We start from the raw sequence: 22,189 nt of genomic DNA, 5'->3' as shown, positions 1-22,189 counted from the left end.
CCGGTTCCCGGACGACTCGGTGCGTTGTCCACAGGGTCCCGTCGGGCGTCGTACGAGCGGCTAGGCTCGCGCGAGTACGAGACGAGCCGTGATCGGGAGACACCCACGATGGCCAAGAAGCGACCCCAAACGAAGGCCAAGCGCCCGCAGGGCACCGGCGGAGTCGGTGCCGCAGGCGCCGATGGGCAGGTTCCGGTTGTCGGCGCGCGCGAGCAATGCCCCTGTGGCAGCGGCCGCCGCTACAAGGCCTGTCACGGCCGGGCCGCCGCCCATGCGGTGACCGAGCTGGTGCAGCGCCCCTTCGAGGGCCTGCCGGGCGAGGGCGACTGGATCGCGCTGCGCGAGCTGGTGCCCGCCGCCACCGTCGAGCTGAAGCTGAAGGACGCGCTCCCCGAGGGCGTCCCGTCGGTGACGCTCGCCACCGTCCTGCCCATGGCGTGGCCCGCGCTGCGCCGCGACGACGGGACGGTCCTGCTGGGCCTGCAGAACGACACGGCGTCCGGCGACATCAGCCGCGACCTCGCCGACACCCTCCGGCGTGCCCTCGTCGCCGAGCCGGGCACTCCGGTTCAGGGCCGGCGCGCCCCGGCCGACGGTCCGCGCCTGCAGGACCTGCTCGACCCCGAAGGTGAGTTCGAGCCAGTTGTGCACACGGGCTTCGAGTTCTGGGTCCCGGACACGGAGAACACGACCCCGGAGGTGACCGCCTCCCTGGAGCGGGCCAACTCCGCGGCGATCCCGACTGTGAAGCTCGCGGGCGTCGACGCGGCGTACTGGTGCGAGACCCCCGAGAAGAACCATTTGCGATGGGTCATGCCGCACGCCGAGGAGCGGCTTCTGGACGCTCTCGCCCGGCTGCACGCGGCGGGGCGCTCCAGCCTCGGCGAGGGCACCCGTCTGGTCGGCTCCTTCCGTGCTCACGGCCTCACCGTGCCGGTCTGGGACCTCCCCAGCGGAATCGGCGCGGACGACATCGAGAAGCCGGCGGCCGAGTTCGCCGAGCGGCTCGCCACCGCCCTGGCCGACGAGTCCCCGCTCACCCCCGACGAGCGCCGGGCGCGCGGCGGGCTCACCAACCGGCAGGTCACGCTCAGCTGACCGTGCGTGCCGGGGCTGACCTGACGGTCAGTTGATCAAGTGCGTTCGAGATGTGGTGACTCCTGTCACAACTCCCCTACGTAACAGGCAAATTCGTGTCCGAATAGCCGAGATCGAATTTGCGAAGCGCCGATCTCTTGTTACGGTTTCATTAGCCCGGTTGCTGGTGCATCCCCCGTCGCCAGCAACCGGGTCTTTTCATGCCCGGGATCCGGAGCGCCTCCGCCGTACCGATCCCGCTCGGCGTCAACGCCCTTACGAGCGGCCTGAGTTACTCCCTGAGCGCAGCAACAGCGGCCCACCGCCGTCCGGTGCCGCGAACTCCGCCACGGCCGCGTACGCCCCCGCCACGCCCCGCGTACGCCCCCTGGGCGTCTCGCACGCCCCAGGCTCGTCGTGTGCGCCCACGGCACAGTGCATCCGTACGGTGTGCCCGCCGGGCGCCATCATGCTGAGGACCGCGACGAGTTCCCGCCCGGTGGCGTTGCGGTAGTACGTGCGGGCCCAGGTCTGGTCGCCCTGCGTGAGGACACACGTCTGCGCCTCGATGCCGTCGGGGGAGGTGAGTTCGGGGCCGCAGCGGGCGGCGGTGGCGAGTCCGAGGCCCAGCAGAGGACGCGAGGAGCGCGCGGCATCATCCTCCGCGGTGTCCGCCGCGGCGTCCTCCGCGTCGGCGCCGCCCGTCGTCCGCCCGTCCGGTCCGCCCGTCCCACCCGCCTTCGGATCGACGCGCCCGGAGGACTTCTCGGCGGCCTCACCGACCCCGCCCGCCCGCTCGTCGGGCCCGCCTCCGGGTCCGACGGCCTCACCGGCGCGGTCGACGGCACGGTCCGGCTCGGCAGGGAGAGCATGTTCGGAAGTGGGGGCACGTTCGGACGTATGTACGTCGAGCGGGCCGGCGGAGGCGGCGAGGGGGAGACCCAGCGCGACCGCGACCGCGGCGGTCAGCCCCGCGAGGCGGAGCCGGCGTGGATCCGGCCCGCCGCGCGCCGGCTCGGGTGTTCTACGGCTCGGGGGCGGGGGAGCGCTGTGGCGGCCGCGCGGAGGGGCCCCGCGGCCCCCGGGAAAACGCTGCATGTGCGGAAGATAACGACCGACCGGGGGCGCGCGGCTCCGCGCGCGCCGGGCGGGCTCAGAACTCGGGCGCGCTCACACCCGTACGAGTGAGGGCGTCGACGACCGCGTCCACGACCGCCTCGACGTCGGGCACCCACGGCTCGGCCGAACCGGGCAGCGGTGCCCGCTCCCAGCGGATCATGCCGTGGCCGGTCTCGGAGGGGGGCAGGGCCAGATAGCCGCCCTCGCTGTGGAAGCGGAGCGAGCCGGGGACGAAGTCCTTGGCGTAGAGCAGCTCGCCCAACTGCTCCATGGAGTACGGCGCGACGAGGATCGCCCAGCGGTGCGGGGCCGCGACCACGGGGCCGAGGCGCATGCCGGTGCGGTCGAGCGCGGCGAGGGCACGGGAGGCGGCCAGGGCCGGCAGGCTCACCGCGCAGGGGGCGGCGCCGCCGGTGGCCAGCACGATCGGTGCCGTCGGCCGGTTGCCCCACCACCAGCGGACCATGCGCTCGTCGGTGGTGGCGGCCAGCAGGCCGGGGTCGAAGGGGTGAGCGCCGGGCACCACGCACTCCGGGTCCGGGCATCCGCAGCGGGCACGCCCCTGCGGATCCGGCGCCACCCCCGGGAGTACGGGCCACTGCCATTCCGTCGCGAACGTCAGGGCCTGCTCAAGAAGCTCGGGCCTCCCGCCGTTGCGCCTGGACAGGAGCCTGCGTCGCTTTCCGGGGATCTCGCGCATGAGCGCTCGTCCTTTCCGTTGCACGCATGGCAACACCGTGGGTCACATCACAACATGTGTCGTTCACTGCACTGTGCGTACCTGCTGGCGCATCACACCCCTGTCGCGGACAAGGGGAACCCCTGCGGGCCGAGCTCGGTTACGTCCGCGTCCCTCGCTTGCGTCGACTTGCGTCTGTCAAAAGCATGGGCATGGCGTAGGGGTGGCGGCGCCTGGCGTTTTGCTGTCCCGCATGTGCTCGCCGCCTCCGCCACGGGAGGATGGGGCTCGGTCGTCGGTGGATAGGACGCCCGGTTCCGTCGCCAGGTTCCGGGAGGCCTCCGCCGCCCCTGGTCTTCACCGAGTACGTACCCATCACGACCGCTGTGACGCTCTGTTGAACAAGGCCAGTCGACCTCAATACACCGTTCACCACAACAGTTTTAAGTCAACTTTGGTGTTTCCAAAGGACTGGACAAGAAGTTGACAGGTGTCCAACAGCGCCGCACGGACACCAGATATCCCAGCAGGACAATACTGGACATCTCATCACGAGTGCGTGTACATGTGGAGAGACTGCTAGCGGAGCAGAATGACATGGGGGTTTGCGATGCTTTTGAGCAATACGCACCGGTCGGAAAGCCGGAAACCATGAACGCCCCTCACCCTCCGAAAGTGGCTGGAATCGATTCAACGGTTCCCTCCCCCGCACACACTGTCGCGCCCGCGCCCGCCGCCCCGGGCACCCCATCGGCCCCTCCAGCCGCAGGACCGGGCACCGCTCCCGAGGCCGTTCTGCAGGACAGACTCGCGGGCTGGGTCTCGGATCTCACGACGCTGCACGAACTCACCGAACGCCTGACACGCACGGACTCACTCGACAGCGCGCTGAAGGAAACCCTGCACGCCGGAGCCGCCCTGGTCGGCGCCCGCCGCGGTCTCGTCGTCCTGGAACCGGGCGACGGCCTCGGTCCGGACACCACCATCGGCCTCGGCCTCGGCCGCGCCGACCTCGGCCACATCGAGACCGTGCCGCGCAGCTCCTTGCCCTACGGCCGCATCCTCGACGGGCTGCCGGGCGGTGACGGCGAGATCGCCCAGCCCGACCTGTTCGCCGAGGACGGCCTCGACCCCCGCCACCGCGAGGTCGCCGCCCGGCTCGGATACGCGGCGAGCTACGCGCTCCCCCTGTCCGCCGAGGGAGCCGCGCCGATCGGCGCCGCCGTCTGGCTGTACGACGAGCCCGCGGAGCCGGTCGAGCGGCAGCGGCACCTCGCCGGGCTGTACACGCGGTACGCGGCCGAGCATCTGGCCCGGCTCGTCGAGGTCGAGCGCACGCGCACGTGCATGGCGACCATCGCCGAGGAACTGCTCCCCTCCCGGCTGCCCCGTGTCGCCGGCGTCCAGCTCGCCGCCCGGCACCGCACCGGACCGCGCGGCGGCGGCGACTGGTACGACGCGCTGCCGCTCCCGGACGCCGCGCTCGGCCTCTCGGTCGGCTCGGTCACAGGGTCGGGGCCCAGCGCGATCGCCGCGATGGGGCGGCTGCGGGCCTCACTGCGGGCGTACGCCGTGATGGAGGGCGAGGACCCCGTCGCCGTCCTCTCCGACCTGGAGCTGTTGCTGCGCCTGACCGAGCCCGCCCGCTCCGCCACCGCGCTCTTCGCCTACGTCGAGCCCGCGCTGCGCAGGATCACGCTGGCCGGGGCCGGGCACAGCCCGCCGCTGGTGATCGGCGAGCGGCGCACCGAGTTCGTGGAGACGTCCCTGTCGGCACCGCTCGGCATGCTCGCCTGCTGGGAGGCACCGAGCGTCGAGCTGACCGCCGAGCGAGGAGAAACCGTCCTGCTCTACACCGACGGCCTCCTCCAGCACACCGGCGAACCCGTCGACCGCGCCTTCGCCCGCCTCCACGCGGCCGCGGCCTGCGTCCCCCGGCCCCTGCGCACCGACCCCGGCGCCGTCGCCGACCACGTCCTGCGCACCGTCCTGCCGGACCGAATCGACGAGGCCGACGGCACGGAGGACGTGGTGCTGCTGGCGGTACGGTTCGAGTAGGGCCGGTGGCCGAGCGCCGCGGACCGCCCGAGCCCGGCGCCGCGAGCGCCGCACACCGTCCGCCCTGCGTCGCCTGCCGTACGTCGCCGTGCCGTGCGTCGTTGAACTGTGCGTCGTTGAGCCGGGTGTCGTGGCCACCGTGGGTCGGCCCGCCCGGCGTCGGCAGCCCTGTGCACGCCGAGGCGTGCGTGGTGGTTTCCTCGCGTGCCGAGGGCTGGGGGGCCGGGTCGTCTCGGCTGCTTCCCGTGAGGGCTCGGTGACCCGTCGTGAGAGGTGCTTCGGGGGCCCCGTGTCCCCTTCGGTACGACCGTACGATGGACGCGGTCCAGTGCCGTACCTAGGAGGATGACCGTGGCGGACGAGCTCGAGCCGGCGACCCCGGAGACCGAGGCGACCGAAGCCGAGGAGCCGATCAAGCAGCGCAAGAACGGCCTGTACCCGGGCGTGTCCGACGAGCTGGCCGAGAGCATGAAGTCGGGTTGGGCCGACACCGAGCTGCACGGCCTGGAGCCGATCGCGCAGGCCGCCGAGACCGCCGCCCGCCGCGCCGCGCTCTCGGCGCGCTTCCCGGGCGACCGCCTGGTGATCCCCTCGGGCAACCTGAAGACCCGCTCGAACGACACCGAGTACCCCTTCCGGGCGTCGGTCGAGTACGCGTACCTCACCGGCAACCAGACGGAGGACGGCGTCCTGGTCCTGGAGCCGGTGGCCGACGGCCACGAGGCGACGATCTACCTCCTGCCGCGCTCCGACCGGGAGAACGGCGAGTTCTGGCTCTCCGGCCAGGGCGAGCTGTGGGTCGGGCGGCGCCACTCGCTGACCGAGTCGGCGAAGCTGTACGGCATCCCCGCCGGCGACGTGCGCGAACTCGCCGACAGGCTCCGCGAGGCCACCGGCCCGGTGCGGGTCGTACGCGGGTACGACGCCGGCGTCGAGGCGGCGCTCACCGACAAGGTCACCGCCGAGCGCGACGACGAGCTGCGGGTCTTCCTCTCCGAGGCCCGGCTGGTCAAGGACGGGTTCGAGATCGGCGAGCTGCAGAAGGCGGTCGACTCGACCGTGCGCGGCTTCGAGGACGTCGTCCGGGTGCTGGACAAGGCCGAGGCCACCTCGGAGCGCTACATCGAGGGAACGTTCTTCCTGCGCGCCCGGGTCGAGGGCAACGATGTCGGCTACGGCTCCATCTGCGCCGCCGGCCCGCACGCCACCACGCTGCACTGGGTCCGCAACGACGGGCCGGTCCGCTCCGGCGACCTCCTCCTGCTGGACGCGGGCGTCGAGACGCACACGTACTACACGGCCGACGTCACCCGCACCCTGCCGGTCAACGGCGCGTTCAGCGAGATCCAGAAGAAGATCTACGACGCCGTGTACGACGCCCAGGAGGCCGGTATCGGCGCCGTGCGGCCCGGCGGCAAGTACCGCGACTTCCACGACGCCGCGCAGCACGTACTGGCCGAACGGCTGGTCGAGTGGGGGCTCGTCGAGGGCCCGGTGGAGCGGGTCCTGGAGCTGGGCCTCCAGCGCCGCTGGACCCTGCACGGCACGGGCCACATGCTCGGCATGGATGTCCACGACTGCGCCGCCGCACGCGTCGAGTCGTACGTCGACGGGACGTTGGAGCCGGGGATGGTGCTGACGGTCGAGCCCGGCCTCTACTTCCAGGCCGACGACCTCACCGTCCCCGAGGAGTACCGGGGCATCGGCGTCCGGATCGAGGACGACATCCTGGTGACGGACGACGGCAACCGGAACCTGAGCGCCGGACTGCCTCGCCGCTCCGACGAGGTCGAGGCGTGGATGGCTGCGTTGAAGGGTGCCCGGGAGTAGGGCGGGTACGTGTTCGGCCGCGGGTGAGCGGGGCCGGCCGCACGGTTCCCCGCCCCCCTGAGAAAGCAGGGGCCGCGCCCCGTGCCTGGTCGGCCCGAAAGGGCCGTAGGCCCTCAGGGGCGCGGGGAACCGCGCGAGCGACCACGACGGACCCGCACCCGCCCGATCACAGTCGTCCCCGAGCTATGAGGCGGCCCGTACCCGCGAGGTGACGGGCAAGGAGTCCACGAACAAGGCGCCCGCGAGCAACGACCCACTCCCCCGAGGACTCCACCCCCGTCCCTGCAGATCCATGTCGAAGGCAGTCAGAGCCTCACGCCCTGCCTCACTCATGACACCCCCCGCGTCGATCACGCCCCGCGCCCCCGCCTGCACATGCCGCAGCCCGTGGGGACCGGCGGTGTAGAGCAACTCGGTGTCCTGGAGCGTCGACATGACCGTGAGCAGCGCGTCGAGGCGGGCGTCCGGCTCGGGCGTGCCGGCGGTGCGCGCCTTGGCCAGGACGTCCAACGCCCGCCGTACATGGGGAAAGCCCGCGCGGGCCTCGCCCCGGGCGCCGGCCGCCCCGTACTTGGCGGAGACCGACGACCCCCGGGAAGGGCGCCTGGGTGCCCGGCGGTCGGGATGCGCGGCGATCTTCTTGGCGGTGGCGGCGAGTTCGCGCCCCCGGGCGCCGGGTTCCATGGCCGCCGCGGCGACCAGAAGGCCCAGCACCCAGGTGGCACCGCGGTGTCCGCCTCCGGCGAGTCGCATGGAGTGTTCGGTGCAGCGCCCGATCGCGCCGAGTTCGGCGCGGAGTTCGGGGGTCGCCGCGCCGTTGCGGCGGGCGCAGGCAGCCATCGCCGCGAGGCCGGGCACCAGTGCCTTCGCCGACCAGCGCAGGGCCCGGTGGTCCTGCCGGGTGATCCGGGCGCCGAGGTCGCGCGGGTCGGGCAGGCCGGGCTTGGGCATCATTTCCAACTGCCGGGTGAGCGCGGCCACCGCGGCCTGCGCCAGCGTCTCGTCCTCTCGGCTGCTCATGGGCGTAGCCTACGAGGCCGACTCGGAGCTGGTGGCGCTGTCGGTCGGAGCGTCCGTCGGGGGCTCGCCCGTCGGCGGCTCGCCCGACGGGGGCGTACCGCCTTCGCCGCCACCGCCGCCGGCGCCCGTGTTCTCGGCGTCGGGGTCGACGCCGAGGGTGAGGAAACCCTTGTAACCGCGGGCCGGGTTGGCCTTCTTCACGGCCTTGAGGGTGAGCAGGCCGCTGGAAGCGCCGCCGCCGTCGTAGACCATGTCGTTGTCGAGGGTGGTGTAGCTGCCACTGTGCCGGGAGTAGGGCTCCAGGGTGAAGACCTCTTGAGCGACGGTGTCGTCGAAGAAGAACTGGCCGGTGTGGTTGACCTTGCCGCCCTCGTACGTGCCGTCCTCCTTCTCGCCGCCGGTGTGCACCTTCACATGGATGTGGCAGGTGCGGGGGGTGTACCAACCGGGGAAGACGGTCTCGAACTTGACGACCCCGTTCGCGTTCGCGATCTGGTAGCCACGGAGATAGGTGGCGTCGTCGGCGGTCGAGCCGTCCTCGCTCTCGGCGGGCGCAGAACCGCCGGGATTCGCGGTGGTGTAGCCGGAGTAGTAGCCCCAGGCATCGCAGTGCCAGATCTCCACGGCCGCGCCGGGGACGGGGGTGCAGCCGTCGGTGGCGTCCACGACCGTGAGGCGCAGCGTCAGCGGAACACCGCTCTTGCCTTCGGTGATGTCCTTCCGGACCAGGGCTCCGTCCAGGTAGTACGGGCCTTCGGTGACGTTGGACATCAGCGTCATGCACGCGTCGCCGGTACTCGTCGTGGCCGTCGTGGAAGTCGTGGCCGTCGCCTCGGTGCCGCTCGTCGTCTCGTCCGCGAACGCCGACTGGTACCCGGCGACCGCGATCCCACCGGCGGCGACCGCCCCTCCGGTCACCGCGAGAGCGCGGCGCCGCGTGATCGTTTTGCTTTTGTGGTTTCCCGTCATGACAGCGAAGTTAGGGACGCAGTCCGTCAGGCGGCTGAGGTGCGGCTGTGAGGGGGCTGAGAGTGCTGAGAACGCTGAAGACGCCCGGAACCCGGGGCATTCCGCCCAACCGCCGGGACCCCGCCGGGGCGATGAGACGGTTCTCACGTTTGCCGCCCCGAATACGGACGAGGCTTGTGTTGCCGTCCGAGCACTCCTCGGCGTCGGCTATGTTCTGGTCGCGACCAGCAGCTGACCGAAGAATCGGCGCCGTCAGCCCGGTCGGCCGCTCACTTCTTCTGCGGCCGACGCTTGAGTGAATAATTCTTGTCGGCATCCGCTTCATCGAGCCGCACGACCGCAACCCCGTCAGTTTCCACGCACAGATTGATGAGGTCTCCATGAACGCATCCCTCGACCCCACGGCCGAAGAGTCAGGGACTACGGCCGCCGTCGGTCCGGAGCGGGTGTCCTTGGTGCAGTTGGCGGCGCGGGGCGGCGGCGCGCTGTCGCCCGCTCTGACCCGAGCCGTGTCGAACGGCGTCGAACGGACGGGTCCGGGAAGGGTCGCGGTCGCGGCCTTCCAGTCCTCCGTCTGACACCCGTCCGTACCTGCCGAGATCCCTATGACCGTCACGGGCCGACCGCTCCTGCCGTTACGCCAGTTCGTGCTGAAGATGCACAGTCGCTGCGATCTCGCGTGCGACCACTGCTACGTGTACGAGCACGCGGACCAGAGCTGGCGCGGTCGGCCCCGGGTGGTGTCGGACAAGGTCCTGCGCGCCACGGCGGAACGCATCGCCGAACATGCGAAGACCCATGAACTCGCCGCCGTCCACGTGGTGCTGCACGGCGGCGAGCCCCTCCTCGCGGGCCGGACCCGGCTGCGCAGGGCGGCCATGGAACTGACGGCCGCCGTCGACGGTGTGTGCGAGCTGGATCTGCGGATCCACACGAACGCCGTCACGCTCGACGAACGGTTCCTGGACCTGTTCGACGAGTTCGACATCAAGGTCGGCGTCTCGCTGGACGGCGACAGGGCCGCGAACGACCTGCACCGGCGCTACGCCGACGGGCGCAGCAGCCACGACCGGGTCCTCAGAGCCGTCGCCCTGCTCAGCCGGCCCCGTTACCGCCACCTCTTCGCGGGCATCCTCTGCACCATCGACCTGCGCAGCGACCCGGTCGCCGTCCACGACGCGCTCGCCGAACTCGCCCCGCCCCGCGTCGACTTCCTCCTCCCGCACGCCACCTGGGACGAGCCTCCGCCGCGCCCGGCCGAGGACGTCAACGGCACGGCGTACGCGCGCTGGCTGCTGACCGTCCACGACCGCTGGGCCGAGACCGGACGCTCCATGGACGTCCGTGTCTTCGACTCGGTCCTGCGGACCCTGCGCGGCGGGAGCAGCCTGACCGAGTCGCTGGGGCTGGCCCCGGCCGACCTCGCCGTGATCGAGACCGACGGGACCTTCGAACAGGCCGACTCCCTGAAGACCGCGCACGACGGAGCCCCCGCCACCGGCCTGGACGTGTTCACCCACTCCCTGGACGAGGTCGCCGCGCATCCGGGCATCGTGGCCCGTCAGCAGGGCCTCGACGGGCTGGCAGCGCAGTGCCGTTCCTGTCCGGTCGTCCGCTCCTGCGGGGGTGGCCTCTACGCCCATCGATACCGGTCCGACGGCAGCGGATTCCTCAACCCGTCCGTGTACTGCTCCGATCTGCTGTCCTTCATCACCGATCTCCGGGACCGTCACATGACCGACCAGTCCGTACGACCCGCGCTCGCCGAGCACCACTTGGACGAGCTGGCCACCGGTCGCGGCACGGACACCACCGTGGACCTGCTGGCCGGCCACCAACTCGCCCTGGTCCGCGAGCTGCTGGGCCATGTGCGGCACGAGACGACGCCCACCGCGGCGGGCGGGCGGGCCGAAGGCACCAAAGTCACTGAAGACGCCAAATACGTTCAAGACGTCCAAGACGTCCAAGACCTCCAAGACGTCCAAGACCTCCAAGGCGTCGAAGACGCCTGGAACACGCTGACCGTCCTCGACGGCGAGGCCCCCGAGGCCGTGGACGGAGTCCTGGCCCACCCCTACGTACGGTCCTGGGCACTCAGCGCCCTCGGGTCTCGTCCGCCGCAGGCGGGACCGGCCGGGGGCGACACGGAGTCCGCCGCGACGGCCACGCGCGGGATCGCGGAGATCGCCGCAGCCGCCGCGGTGCGTGCCGGGCGCCCGGCAGCGGTCGTCGTGCCGGTCCACGGCGGGTTGCTGCGACTGCCCTCACTCGGGACGCTGACGGTGGGAGCAGGCTCCGAGTGGGCCGTCGTACGCACGGATGCCGACGGCTTCACGGTCCACGCGGACGACCGGACGTACACCGTGGCCCGGAACGGCCCCGAGAACCCCGCCTGGCGGGGGAGCCGGCGGTTGGAACTGGACGGCTGGTCCGTGACCCTGGAGGACACCGACCCCTGGCGGGCCTGCCACGGACATCCGGCGCACCCCCGGCTCAGCGAGGGGGAGGCCGAGGCGTGGCGGGCCGACCTGACCGAGGCCTGGGCCTGGATCCGCCGCGAACTGCCCCGGTACGCGCCGGGAATCGCCGCCGGGCTCCGTGTGATCACTCCGCTCCTGCCCTCCCCCGAGGGTGCCGACATCAGCTCGGCGGCCCGCGACGCCTTCGGCGCGGTGGCCATCGCCCGCCCCGCCACACCTCAGACACTCGCGCTGCTCCTCGTCCATGAGTTCCAGCATGTGAAGCTGGGCGCCGTCCTGGATCTGGTCGACCTGCACGACCCGACCTGCGACGAGCTGTTCTACGCACCCTGGCGGCCCGACCCGCGCCCTCTGGAGGGGCTGTTGCAGGGGACGTACGCCCATATCGCGGTGGTCGACTTCTGGCTCGCCCGCTGGCGGAGCGGCGGCGGGCGCCAGGCCGAGGCGCAGTTCTCCCGGTGGCGGGACCAGACGGCGGAGGCGGTGGGCACCTTGGCGGGGTCGGGGGCGCTTACGGAGGCCGGGGAGCGGTTCGTCGCGGGGCTCCGGGCGGGGTTGGCGGGGGACGAGGTGAGCGCGGATGCGCTGCGGACGGCCCGGCGGGCGGCGGAGGAGCACCGGCGGACCGTTCGGCCGTAGGAGGACTGGAGAGCCGAGGAGCCGGAGACCGAAAAGCCGGAGTGCCGGAGTGCCGGAGTGCCGGAGTGCCGGACGAGTGTGGAGTGCCCTGGTGCTTCCGCTTACGTGTTCGAGGGTCGTGCCGTCCTCGGCCGGAGCCGGGACATTGGGCCCGTTCGTCATATTCCACGTGCCCCTGCCTCCTTCCTACACTGAGGAAAGTCCGGGCATCGGGGGGCATGGGTGCGAGGAGATGCGGCCAGGGGCGGCGGAAGCCCTTATTTCTTCCTCAGTTATGCGCACACCCCGCGCAATGACGCCGGTGACACCGATCCGAACATCTGGGTGAAGAAGCTGTACGACGGGCTGTGCGCGCACATCATGCAGATGACCGATCTGCCGCGGGGCGCGCGGGCCGGCTTTCTGGACCAGGGCATGGCGGTCGGCACCCGATGGACGGACGAGCTGTCGGAGAACCTCGCGCGCTGCAAGGTTTTCGTGCCGCTGTACTCGCCGCGCTACTTCATCAGCGAGCAGTGCGGGCGGGAGTGGTGGGCCTTCTCCCAGCGGCAGATCAGCCACCGGGCACGCGGCGGGGCGGCGCGGGAGCACGCGATCATCCCCGCGTTATGGGTGCCCGTGGAGCCCGTCCAACTGCCGCACACGGCAAGGGATCTGCAGTTCAACCATGTCTCCTTCGGCCAGGACTACGCGGAGGAGGGGTTCTACGGGCTGACCAAACTCCGCTACCTCCGGGACGAGTACGAGCGGGCCCTGTACCGGCTGGCCAAACAGATCGTTCACGTGGCCAAGGTGACCGAGCTGGACGAGGGGCAGGCGTACGACGAGTACGAGTCGCTGCCCAGCGCGTTCGGCGCCTCGGGGCATCCCCCGGAGTTCGACATCACGGTCCTGGCGTGCACCCGCTCCGACCTGCCGCCGGGCCGTGAACCCGACTGCTACGGCCGGCTGCCGCGCGACTGGAACCCGTACCACCCGGCGTCGGCCCGGCCGCTCGGCGAACACGCGGCCGACCTGGTGCGCACCATGGACTACAAGGTGAACATCGGGGACTTCGAGAAGGACGCCGACCGTCTGCTCGGTCCTGGTCCGCCTCGGGCTCCCGGACTGCTGCTGCTCGACCGGTGGGCGCTGGGCTCCGCCAGGGGCCGGGAGCTGATGGAACGGCTGTGCGAGGAACAGCGGCCGTGGATCAGCGTGATGCTCCCCCGTTGCGAGGACGACACCGGCACGGCTCGGGAGAAGAAGCTGGCGGCGCTCACCGAGAAGGCCCTGGCCGCGCGTATGACGGAGGGCAGCGGTCACCGCAGCCTCAACGGCGGCATCCACACCCTGGACGCCTTCGGCAACGAGCTGCAGACGGCCGTGAAGCAGGCCGTCGCCTCCTACGAGGCACACGCACGGACCTACCCGCCGGCGGGACCCCCCATCGCACCCCCGCGGCTGAAGGGTCCGGCGGACCTGGGCGGCTAGGCGGCTAGTACCCGATGTCACCGGGACGTACGGGAGCACGGGGAGTACGGGGAGCACGGCAAGGGTGGGTCGGACTGGGCAGGCGGTCGGGCTGGGCAGGTCGAACAGGGCCGGCCGAACAAGGCGGGTCGGACAGGGCGGAGGACGGCAGGCGCATGACGGAGAACCGCAACGGCACGGTGATCACGTTCTACTCGTACAAGGGCGGCACCGGGCGGACCATGACGCTCGCGAACGTGGCGTGGATCCTGGCCGCCAACGGGCACCGCGTCCTGACCGTCGACTGGGACCTGGAGGCACCCGGCCTGCACAAGTTCTTCCACCCGTTCCTGAACCCCGCGATGCTCCGGGCGACACCCGGGCTGAGCAACCTCATCGGCGACTACCGCCGGGAGGCGCTGCGCGACCTGCCCGACCGCGCCCCGGACTGGCACCGCCGGTACGCCCGGGTCAGGCCGCACGCACTGACCCTCGACTGGTCGTTCCCCGAGGGCGGCAGCCTGGACTTCCTGTCCGCCGGGCGGCGGCACGACGACTACCCGATGATCGGCAACATGGACTGGGAGCTCTTCTACGCCAGTTACGGCGGCGGCCGGTTCTTCGAGGCGATGCGCGCGGACATGCGGCGCCACTACGACTACACCCTGATCGACAGCCGCACCGGCCTCAGCGATCTCGCCGACGTCTGCACCGTGCAGATGCCCAGCACCCTGGTCGTCTGCTACACCCTCAGCGGCCAGAGCATCGAGGGCGCCGCCGCCGTCGCGCAGAGCGTCAGGGAGCGGTTCGGCCACAAGGGCATCCGCGTCCTGCCCCTCGCCATGCGTATCGACCTCGGTGAGAAGGACAAGCTCGACGCGGGGCGCGCCCTGGCCCGGGAGCTCTTCGCCGGACTGCCGGCCGGACTCGACGGCGAGCGGCTCACCGACTACTGGTCGTCGATGGAAGTCCTCTACCAGCCGTACTACGCCTACGAGGAGATCCTGGCGGCCTTCGGCGACCCGCCGAAAACGGCCAACTCCATGCTGAGCGCCTGCGAACGGGTCACCTCCGTCGTCACCGAGGGCCGGGTCACCAGGCTGCCCCTGATCGGCGAGGAGAAGCGGGCCCGGTACAAGGCCGCGTACACCCGGCGGCGGCCACTGCCCGTCTCCCGGCTGGTGCTGTACTACGTCTCCGAGGACCGGATGTGGGTGGACTGGCTGGAGTCCGTGCTGCGGGACGCGGGCTTCGAAGTGGCGCCCATGGACGTCCGGGAGCTGCCGCAGGACGTCGACGGGACGCAGAGGGACGACGACCGGGCCGGGACCGGTGCCGAGGACGCGGCCGACGACTCGGAACGGCTGCTCGCCGTGGTCTCCCCCGCCTTCCTCAACTCCCGGCGGGCCCGCCGGGCCTGGGACGACGCCGTACGTGCCGGTGGGCACAAGCCCCGGAACCGGCCGGTGGCGGTGCGTGTCGACGACGTCCGGCTCAGCCTGCCGCACTCCGGCCGGGGCGCCATCGACCTGACCCGGCTGGACGAGGAGCGGGCGTACACCACGCTGCTGACCGGCCTCGACCACCCGGACATCCTGCCCGCGCCGCCCGGCGTCGCCGCGCGCTTTCCCCACACCGGTACGCGGATCTCCAACGTCCAGCCCCGCTACCCGTGGTTCACCGGCCGCTCACCGATCCTGGACCGGCTGCGCGAACGCCTGGTCAGCGGCCGCTCCGGACAGCGGCTGCCGCAGGTGCTGCACGGTCTGGGCGGGGTGGGCAAGTCGCAGCTGGCCCGCGAATACGCGCACCGGTTCAAGGCGGACTACGACCTGGTGTGGTGGATCGACGCCGAGCAACCGGATCTGGTCCTGCCGAAGGTGGCCGCGCTCGCCCAGGAACTGGACCTGCCCGTCGGCGACGACGTCGCGGAGGCTGCGGAGGCGGCCATGGCGGCCCTCCGGCACGGGGACCCGTGCGAGCGCTGGCTGCTGATCTTCGACAACGTCCCCGACCTGGACAAGGCGTTGCACCTCTTCCCGGAGCGCGCCGCGTCCCTGCCCGACCAGGTCTACGGCCACATCCTGGCCACCACCCGGGCCCGGCCCGCCTCGACCACGGTCCAGTCGCTGGAGATGGAGGTCTTCACCCGCGAGGAGAGCGTGGAGCACCTGTGCCGCCGGGTGCCGGGACTGCGCGAGAACGACGCGGACCGGGTCGCCGACGCGCTGGGCGACCTGCCGCTCGCCGTGGAGGTCGCGGCGGCCTGGCTGGAGACGACGGCCACCCCGGTGCAGGAGTACATCGAGCAGCTGACGGAGCAGTCCACCCGGGTGCTGTCCGTGCAGGAGGCCGTGGACGCAGTCGAGTACCCGTCCTCCGTCGGCGCCACCTGGAACATCTCCATCGCCCGGCTGCGCGAGGAGTCACCGGCCGCCGCCCGGCTCCTCGAACTGTGCGCCTTCTTCGCCGCCGAGCCCATCTCGATGTCCCTGATCAGCAGCGACGCGATGATCGACGCGCTCCTCCCGTACGACCGGGACCTGCGGGCGCGCTACATGCTCGGCCGCGTCACCCAGGCCCTGAACCGCCTCGCGCTCGCCAAGGTCGACTCGGCCGACAACTCGATCCAGGTGCACCGCCTGGTCCAGGCGGCGGTGCGCGACAGCCTGGACGACCAGCGGCATCTGGAGACCATGCACGAAGTGCACGGCATCCTCGCCGCCGCGCGGCCCAGCGAGGGCGATGTGGACGATCCCGCGCAGTGGCCCGGGCTGGAGGCGATCTGGCCGCACCTCACGCCATCGAACATCCGTTCGTGCACCAAGGATGAGCCGCGCCAGCTGCTGGTGGACCGTGTGCGCTACCTGGCCAGGCGCGGCGAACTGCACGCCGCGCGGACCCTGGCCACCCAACTGCACGAGCTGTGGACGGACGCGTTCGGGGACCGGGACGACGAGCAGATCCTCAACCTGCGCTTCCAGCTGGCGAACGTGCTGCGAGCCCAGGGCGACTACCGGGCCGCGGTCGCCATGGACGAGAGCACACGGGACGGCCGGCGCCGGCTGTTCGGCGAGGACCATCCGAGCATCCTCATCGCCTCCGGCAGCGTCGCCGCCGACTACCGGGCGCTGGGTCGCTTCAAGGAGGCCCTGGAACTGGACACGCGGATCCACCAGGGCTTCGCGGACGTCTTCGGCGAGGACCATCCGCGTACGCTCTCCGCCGCCAACAACCTCGCCATCGACCTCCGGCTGGCCGGTGACAGCGAGGCCGCCCGTCGGCTCGACGAGGACACGGTCCGCCGCCGTACCGCGCTGCTGGGCCCGACACACCCGTACACCCTCGCCACCAAGGGGCTCCACGCGCGCGATCTGCGCGATCTCGGCGACTACCGGACCTCCGCCGAGTTCCTGCGCGAGGTGCGCGAGGGATTCGAGCAGGTGTTCAACCCGGGTGTGCCCGAGGTCCTCCAGGCCGACAAGAGCCTCGCCGTCTCGCTGCGCAAGGCGGGCCGTACCGCCGAGGCGCTGCGGATCACGGAGGAGACCTGGAGGACGTACGCCCGCTACCACGACCGCTACGGCAGCACGATCCCCGAGGTCCTGGCGTGCGGGCTCAACCTCGCCGCGGACTACTACGCCACGGATGTCGAGGACGGTCCCGCACGGGCGGTCCGCCAGGTCGAGGAGGTGCTGGACGGCTACCGGGACTCGTTCGGCGCCGAACACCCGTTCACCATGTACTGCTTCAACAACCTCGCCATGTACCACCGGGCCCTCGGCAACACGGAGACGGCCGAGGAACTGAGCCGCCACGCCCGCGACTGTCTGGCCGCCACCCTCGGGGACGACCACCCGTCCGTCCTGTCCGCCGGTCTCAACCTGGCCAACGCCTACGGGGACCGCGGGCTGCACGATCAGGCCGAGCACTGGGAACGCCGGGCCGTGGAGGGACTGCGGCGACGGTTCGGCGCGGACCACCCCGATGTGCTGGTCGGCATGGGCAATCTGGCGATCACTCTGCGGGACACCCGTCGTGAGGAGGCCGGTCAGCTCCAGGAGAGGGCGGTGACCCGACTGACCCAACTGCTGGGCAGAGCCCACCCGGTCACCACGCTGGTCCGTTCCTGGCGACGCGTCGGACGGGATCTGGAGCCGCACCAGATCTGACGCGGGGGCCGGATCCGGGAGGAGGGGCCGGAACCAGGAGCAGGCGGCCGATCCAGGAGCAGAGGGCCGATCCAGGGGCAGGGGCGCGCTATACCGCCACCAGCGGTGCGTCCTCGCGCCACTTCAGGATCTTGTCGAAGCTGACGATCGCGCCACCGTGGTCCGGTTTGTTGCCGATGTGAACGTGGTCGGCGAGTTCGCGGATGAGACAGAGGCCGCGCCCGCTCTCGGCATCGGTGTGAGCCGGGCGGACCGGATGACGGTGCGGGAAGCCGGGGCCCGAGTCGGCGACCTCGATACGGCACTTCTCGCCGTCGAGGTAGGCCGTGACCCGGTACGCCTCGGTGGTGGCGCCGGCCGAGAGCCCACCGCCGTGCTCGACAGCGTTGGCACAGGCCTCGCTGAGGGCGACGGAGAGGTCGTAGGAGACGTCCGGGTCGACGCCCGCCGTCTCCATCGTGCCGATCAGCAGCCGGCGCGCGAGCGGCACGCTCGCAGCCTCGCGCCGCAAATGGAGTGACCACCAGATGCTCATGCTCCAGCCTCCAGGCCGCGGCTCGACATACCGTTACGTATTGCCGCCGAGAGCGGTGCGCAATCGCCCGGAAGCCCTCTCTCCGCCCATACGGCGGATGCGCCCCCCGCACAATCGGTGTATGCGGACCGAACCCTTCCGAATCACCCACCCCTTTCGACACTCAAGCACACAGCTTTCAGAGACCCGGAAGACTTCGCGATCGAGGGGGCAGTTCGAGGGGAAGCTTGAGGGAGCAAGGACCGTCACGCGCCCTTCACGAACATCGGCAACAGCGCGTCTCGCACGGCCGCGGGGGAGCAGCGGGTCCTTCAGGCCGCAAGGAACTGCGGCGGCGACTCCCGCACTTTCAGCGTCACAGAAAAGGCAGCACCTTTCAGGACCGCAGGGCCGGCGTTCCCGGCTGTAAGCCCGTAGGGCCGACACCCTTCGAGGCGACAGGGGCCAGCGATCCTTTTGAGGCACGGGGCCGGCCATCTCTCTGGGCTGCGGGGCCGGTGCTCGTTCCGGTCTGCGGGGGCGGGTGCTCGTGCAAGGCCGCGAGGGCCGGCGCTTGTTCCGGGCCGCAGGGCAGGTGGCCGTACCAGGCCGCAGGGTCGGTACCTCTGGGCCGCACGGCCGGCGCGCTCGTGCAAGGCCGCGAGGGGCCGGTGGTCTTTAGGGACGCGAGGGCCGGTGCTCGTGCAACGCCACGAGGGACCGGTGGTCTTTAGGGACGCGAGGGCCGGTGCTCGTGCAACGCCACGAGGGACCGGTGGTCTTTAGGGACGCGAGGGCCGGTGCTCGTGCAACGCCACGAGGGCCGGTGGTCTTTTAGGGGCGCGGGGAACTGCGCGACAAGCCACACACGACCCGCACCCGCCAACCAACCGCGCACCCCACCCCCAATCGCGCCCCACCCCCGATCGCCCAACCCCTCGACCGCACCCGAACCCCCACGTGAACACCGGCCCCCGTCTCCCCGTACCTCACCGCATGAACCCGCCGAACCCAGCGGAGCGCCCCGGTGCGATGATGAGCCCGCCATGACTGCCCCCCACCCACACCGGCCAGGCGCCCCGCGCCGGGCGCGCGCCGGAGGTGAACCCCGGATTCTGCGGGCCGCGGTGTTCGCCGCGGTCTGCGTCGTGCTGGCCGGGGCCGGGCACGCGCTCGCCGCATGCGCGGCGATCCCGCTGTGGAGCCTGGGCATCGGGTTCGTCGGCGTCTTCTCCGTCGCGGCCGCCCTGGCCGGACGGGAACGCTCGCTGCCGGGCATCGCGGCGACGCTGGCGGTGGGCCAGACCTTGCTGCACATTCTGTTCGGGCTGGGCCAGCACGGGCCGACGGCCGCGTCGCGGACCACAGACGCCATGGACGCCATGGACGCGGTGCTCATCGAGCGCGCCGCCCGCTTCGTGTGCGGCACGACCGCGGCGGCCCTGAGCCCCGCGCAGGCCCAGCGGATCCTCATCGATGCCGGTGTCGGCGGCACCCACGCCGCGCACGACCCGGCGGACGCCATGACGACCGCGCCGGGCTCCTCAGCCGCTCTCCTGCCGTCCCTGCCCATGCTGCTCGGCCATGTACTCGCGGCCGTCGCCGCCGGGTGGATGCTCCGTCACGGCGACCTGGCGCTACTGCGCCTGGCACGACTGTCGGCCCTGAAGCCGCCCGTACGGCCCCTGCGTGGGGCACTCGCGCTGGCGAGGGTCCTGCGGTCCGGCCTCCCGAGTGCGCCGGAGGCCGTTTCGAGTGCCCCGCGCGCCGGCTACGCGGCGCCCGCGCCCCCGCGGACGACCGCCCTCCAGCACACACTCGTCCGGCGCGGCCCGCCGAGGGCGGCGCCCGCCTTCGCCCTCGCCGCCTGACACGACGCCCGCTCACTCCGCACCTGGGAGAGGAGTCCGTCGTAGGGCGTCGAGACACGCGCGCATCAGTTTCCGCTCCCGGCTTCGAGCTCCCGGCCTTCGGCCTCGGGCCCCAGCCCCGGCCCCAGGCCTCGGCCTCGGGCCCCAGCCCCGGCCCCAGGCCTCGGGATCGGGCCCTCGGCCCGGCCGTCGGCTCGCGGCGCGCGCCGCCCCTCTTCCGCTCTTCTCCCTCATCCACTGTGGAGTGTCACCAGTCATGAAGGCTTCTCGTATCGCCGCCGTCGGCGCCCTTGCCGGTTCGGCCGTCCTCCTCCTGTCCGGCCCCGCGTTCGCGCACGTCAGCGTCGCGGCGGAGGGCACGGCGGCCAAGGGCGGGTACGCGACCGTCAACTTCAAGGTCCCCAACGAGCGCGACGACGCCACGACCACCAAGCTCGAGGTCAACTTCCCGACCGACCACCCGCTCGCCTCGGCGCAGCCGGAGGCCATCCCCGGCTGGAAGATCAAGGTCACCAAGGCCAAGCTCGACAAGCCGGTCGAGCTGCACGGCGAGCAGATCGACGAGGCCATCTCCAAGATCACCTGGACCGCCACCGGCGACGGCATCGCGGCGGGCTTCTTCCAGAAGTTCCCGGTCTCCATGGGCCAGCTACCCGAGAACACCGACGAACTGGTCTTCAAGGCCATCCAGACGTACTCCAACAAGGAGGTCGTCCGCTGGATCGAGGTGCCGAAGGACGGCGAGGAGGAGCCTGAGAACCCGGCACCCGTGCTCGCGCTGTCGGCCGCGTCCGAGGACCACCACGGCTCGTCCGGCGCCTCCACCGCCTCCGACGAGTCGAAGGACGCCAAGAACGCCGAGGCCGCGTCGAAGGAGACCGCCGCCGCGCCCACCGACACCAGCGACACCACCGCCCGCCTCCTCGGCATCGTGGGCATCGTCGTCGGCGCCGCCGGCGTGGCGTACGGCGTCCTGGCCGGCCGTCGGCGCACGAACGCCTGAGCCTCCGGCTTCTCGGCCCCTTCCCCCTCGGCGCGCACGCGGCCCGTACGAACTCCGTACCGAACTCCGTACACAGGCTGTCCGCGACGGCGTACGCCCCCGTGCGCGCCGGGGCTCGAACAACTGGGACATTTCTCTATGCGCACGAACACGACGAAGAAGAAGACGTTCGCGGCCGGCGCCCTGCTGGTCGCGGCCGTCCTCACCCTCTCGGCCTGCGGCACGGGCGACGCCTCGACGACATCGGTCGCCGAGGTCTCCGGCACCGGCCCGCGGAAGGCCGCCACGGTCCTCGACCAGCCGTTCACCAAGCCGGACCTGGTCCTCACCGACACGAACGGCAAGTCGTACGACCTCCGCAAGGAGACCGAGGGCAAGCCGACGCTGATCTACTTCGGCTACACCAACTGCCCCGACGTCTGCCCGCTGACCATGAACAACCTCGCGGTCGCGAAGAAGGAGGTGGCGAAGAAGGTGTCCAAGTCGGAACTGGCGAACCTCCGGCTCGTCTTCGTCACCACCGACCCCGAGCGGGACACCCCGGCGGAGCTCGGCAAGTGGCTCAAGGGCATCGACGCCGAGATCGTCGGCCTGACCGGCGACTTCGACGAGATCCAGGCCGGCGCCCGTACCGTCGGCATCTCCATCAGCCCGCCGACCAAGGACAAGAACGGCAAGACCATCTCCGAGCACGGCACCCAGGTCATCGCGTTCTCGCCGAAGACCGACGGGGGCTATGTGCTGTACGGCGAGGGCGCCACCGTGCAGGACTACGAGAAGGACCTGCCGAAGCTGCTCAAGGGCGAGAACCCGTGAGGCATCGACTCGCCGGTCCCGTCCTGGTCTCCACCGCCACGCTCGTCCTGGCCGGGTGCGGGTCCTCCGACTCCTCTTCTTCCGCCTCCGCCTCCGCCTCCGCCGCGAAACTGTCCGTGAAGTCGGCATACATGCCGCAGCCCGTCACGGACTCCCTGGCCGCCGGTTTCCTCGTCATCGAGAACGAGGGCGGTACGGCGGACGAGCTGACCTCCGTCACCAGCGACGTCGCCCGGGACGTCACCGTCCATGAGACGACCGGGCAGTCGATGCAGGGGGTCACGGGCCTGAAGGTCCCCGCCAACGGCGAACTCGTGCTCAAGAGCGGCGGAAACCACCTGATGTTCGAGAACCTGAAGCGCAAGCCGAAGGAAGGCGAGACGGTGTCCCTGCGGTTGAACTTCACCAAGTCCGAGGCCATCACGGTCGAGATGCCAGTGAAGTCGGCGACGTACCAGCCGACCAGCGGGCACTGAGGGAGGTAGCACCG

Annotated in this window: 16 protein-coding genes; 11 read left to right on the top strand and 5 right to left on the bottom strand. The window is 71.4% G+C overall.

The features are described from left to right. The first annotated feature begins 108 nt into the window (after positions 1-108). Complete coding sequence (locus OG622_RS25350) at positions 109-1,098, top strand: DUF5926 family protein (protein ID WP_371578925.1); 990 nt, start codon at positions 109-111, stop codon at positions 1,096-1,098. 255 nt (positions 1,099-1,353) lie between these two features. Here the strand turns inward: OG622_RS25350 and OG622_RS25345 are convergent, their stop codons facing one another. Together OG622_RS25345 and OG622_RS25340 are read right to left on the bottom strand one after the other, a co-directional pair. Next, positions 1,354-2,175, bottom strand: coding sequence for a hypothetical protein (locus tag OG622_RS25345; RefSeq protein WP_371578924.1), 822 nt, complete (start codon positions 2,173-2,175; stop codon positions 1,354-1,356). Between the two features lie 55 nt (positions 2,176-2,230). Next, positions 2,231-2,896, bottom strand: coding sequence for a bifunctional DNA primase/polymerase (locus tag OG622_RS25340; protein ID WP_371578923.1), 666 nt, complete (start codon positions 2,894-2,896; stop codon positions 2,231-2,233). A gap of 513 nt (positions 2,897-3,409) precedes the next feature. Here OG622_RS25340 and OG622_RS25335 point away from each other — a divergent pair. Both OG622_RS25335 and OG622_RS25330 read left to right on the top strand, forming a co-directional pair. Beyond that, positions 3,410-4,933 carry a PP2C family protein-serine/threonine phosphatase gene (locus tag OG622_RS25335; protein ID WP_371584211.1) on the top strand — a complete coding sequence of 508 codons (1,524 nt, stop codon included), beginning with the start codon at positions 3,410-3,412 and terminating at the stop codon, positions 4,931-4,933. Positions 4,934-5,278: 345 nt separating this feature from the next. Next, a complete protein-coding gene (locus OG622_RS25330) occupies positions 5,279-6,763 on the top strand; it encodes an aminopeptidase P family protein (RefSeq protein ID WP_371578922.1) in 1,485 nt (494 codons plus the stop codon). A 183-nt stretch (positions 6,764-6,946) separates the two neighbouring features. Here the strand turns inward: OG622_RS25330 and OG622_RS25325 are convergent, their stop codons facing one another. Together OG622_RS25325 and OG622_RS25320 are read right to left on the bottom strand one after the other, a co-directional pair. Next, positions 6,947-7,783, bottom strand: coding sequence for a triphosphoribosyl-dephospho-CoA synthase (locus tag OG622_RS25325; RefSeq protein WP_371578920.1), 837 nt, complete (start codon positions 7,781-7,783; stop codon positions 6,947-6,949). 9 nt (positions 7,784-7,792) lie between these two features. Beyond that, positions 7,793-8,752 carry an intradiol ring-cleavage dioxygenase gene (locus OG622_RS25320; RefSeq protein ID WP_371578918.1) on the bottom strand — a complete coding sequence of 320 codons (960 nt, stop codon included), beginning with the start codon at positions 8,750-8,752 and terminating at the stop codon, positions 7,793-7,795. A 380-nt stretch (positions 8,753-9,132) separates the two neighbouring features. Here OG622_RS25320 and fxsA point away from each other — a divergent pair, with 380 nt between their 5' ends. The 4 genes from fxsA (at position 9,133) to fxsT (ending at position 17,495) form a co-directional block, all read left to right on the top strand. Further along, positions 9,133-9,330, top strand: a complete 198-nt coding sequence (gene fxsA / locus OG622_RS25315; RefSeq protein WP_037689515.1) for an FxSxx-COOH cyclophane-containing RiPP peptide — start codon at positions 9,133-9,135, stop codon at positions 9,328-9,330. Positions 9,331-9,357: 27 nt separating this feature from the next. Beyond that, positions 9,358-11,871 (top strand): FxsB family cyclophane-forming radical SAM/SPASM peptide maturase, encoded by a 2,514-nt coding sequence (locus OG622_RS25310; RefSeq protein ID WP_371578917.1) that lies wholly within the window; start codon positions 9,358-9,360, stop codon positions 11,869-11,871. A gap of 222 nt (positions 11,872-12,093) precedes the next feature. Then, positions 12,094-13,344 (top strand): TIR-like protein FxsC, encoded by a 1,251-nt coding sequence (locus OG622_RS25305; RefSeq protein ID WP_371578916.1) that lies wholly within the window; start codon positions 12,094-12,096, stop codon positions 13,342-13,344. A gap of 155 nt (positions 13,345-13,499) precedes the next feature. Next, positions 13,500-17,495 (top strand): FxSxx-COOH system tetratricopeptide repeat protein, encoded by a 3,996-nt coding sequence (gene fxsT, locus OG622_RS25300; RefSeq protein WP_371578915.1) that lies wholly within the window; start codon positions 13,500-13,502, stop codon positions 17,493-17,495. An 88-nt stretch (positions 17,496-17,583) separates the two neighbouring features. Here the strand turns inward: fxsT and OG622_RS25295 are convergent, their stop codons facing one another. Continuing rightward, complete coding sequence (locus tag OG622_RS25295) at positions 17,584-18,030, bottom strand: ATP-binding protein (RefSeq protein WP_371578914.1); 447 nt, start codon at positions 18,028-18,030, stop codon at positions 17,584-17,586. Positions 18,031-19,055: 1,025 nt separating this feature from the next. Here OG622_RS25295 and OG622_RS25290 point away from each other — a divergent pair. The 4 genes from OG622_RS25290 (at position 19,056) to OG622_RS25275 (ending at position 22,175) form a co-directional block, all read left to right on the top strand. Next, complete coding sequence (locus OG622_RS25290; RefSeq protein WP_371578913.1) at positions 19,056-19,880, top strand: hypothetical protein; 825 nt, start codon at positions 19,056-19,058, stop codon at positions 19,878-19,880. 256 nt (positions 19,881-20,136) lie between these two features. Next, entirely contained in the window at positions 20,137-20,883 is a 747-nt protein-coding gene (locus tag OG622_RS25285) for a YcnI family protein (protein ID WP_371578912.1), read from the top strand. Positions 20,884-21,021: 138 nt separating this feature from the next. Next, positions 21,022-21,699, top strand: coding sequence for an SCO family protein (locus OG622_RS25280; RefSeq protein ID WP_371578911.1), 678 nt, complete (start codon positions 21,022-21,024; stop codon positions 21,697-21,699). Next, positions 21,696-22,175 (top strand): copper chaperone PCu(A)C, encoded by a 480-nt coding sequence (locus OG622_RS25275; protein WP_371578910.1) that lies wholly within the window; start codon positions 21,696-21,698, stop codon positions 22,173-22,175. The genes OG622_RS25280 and OG622_RS25275 overlap by 4 nt, the downstream gene beginning before the upstream one ends. Positions 22,176-22,189: the final 14 nt, after the last annotated feature.

This window comes from Streptomyces sp. NBC_01314 (assembly GCF_041435215.1).
Classification (GTDB): domain Bacteria; phylum Actinomycetota; class Actinomycetes; order Streptomycetales; family Streptomycetaceae; genus Streptomyces.
Note: the sequence above shows the minus strand (reverse complement) of the source record. Positions and strands in the feature narration are given on the sequence as shown.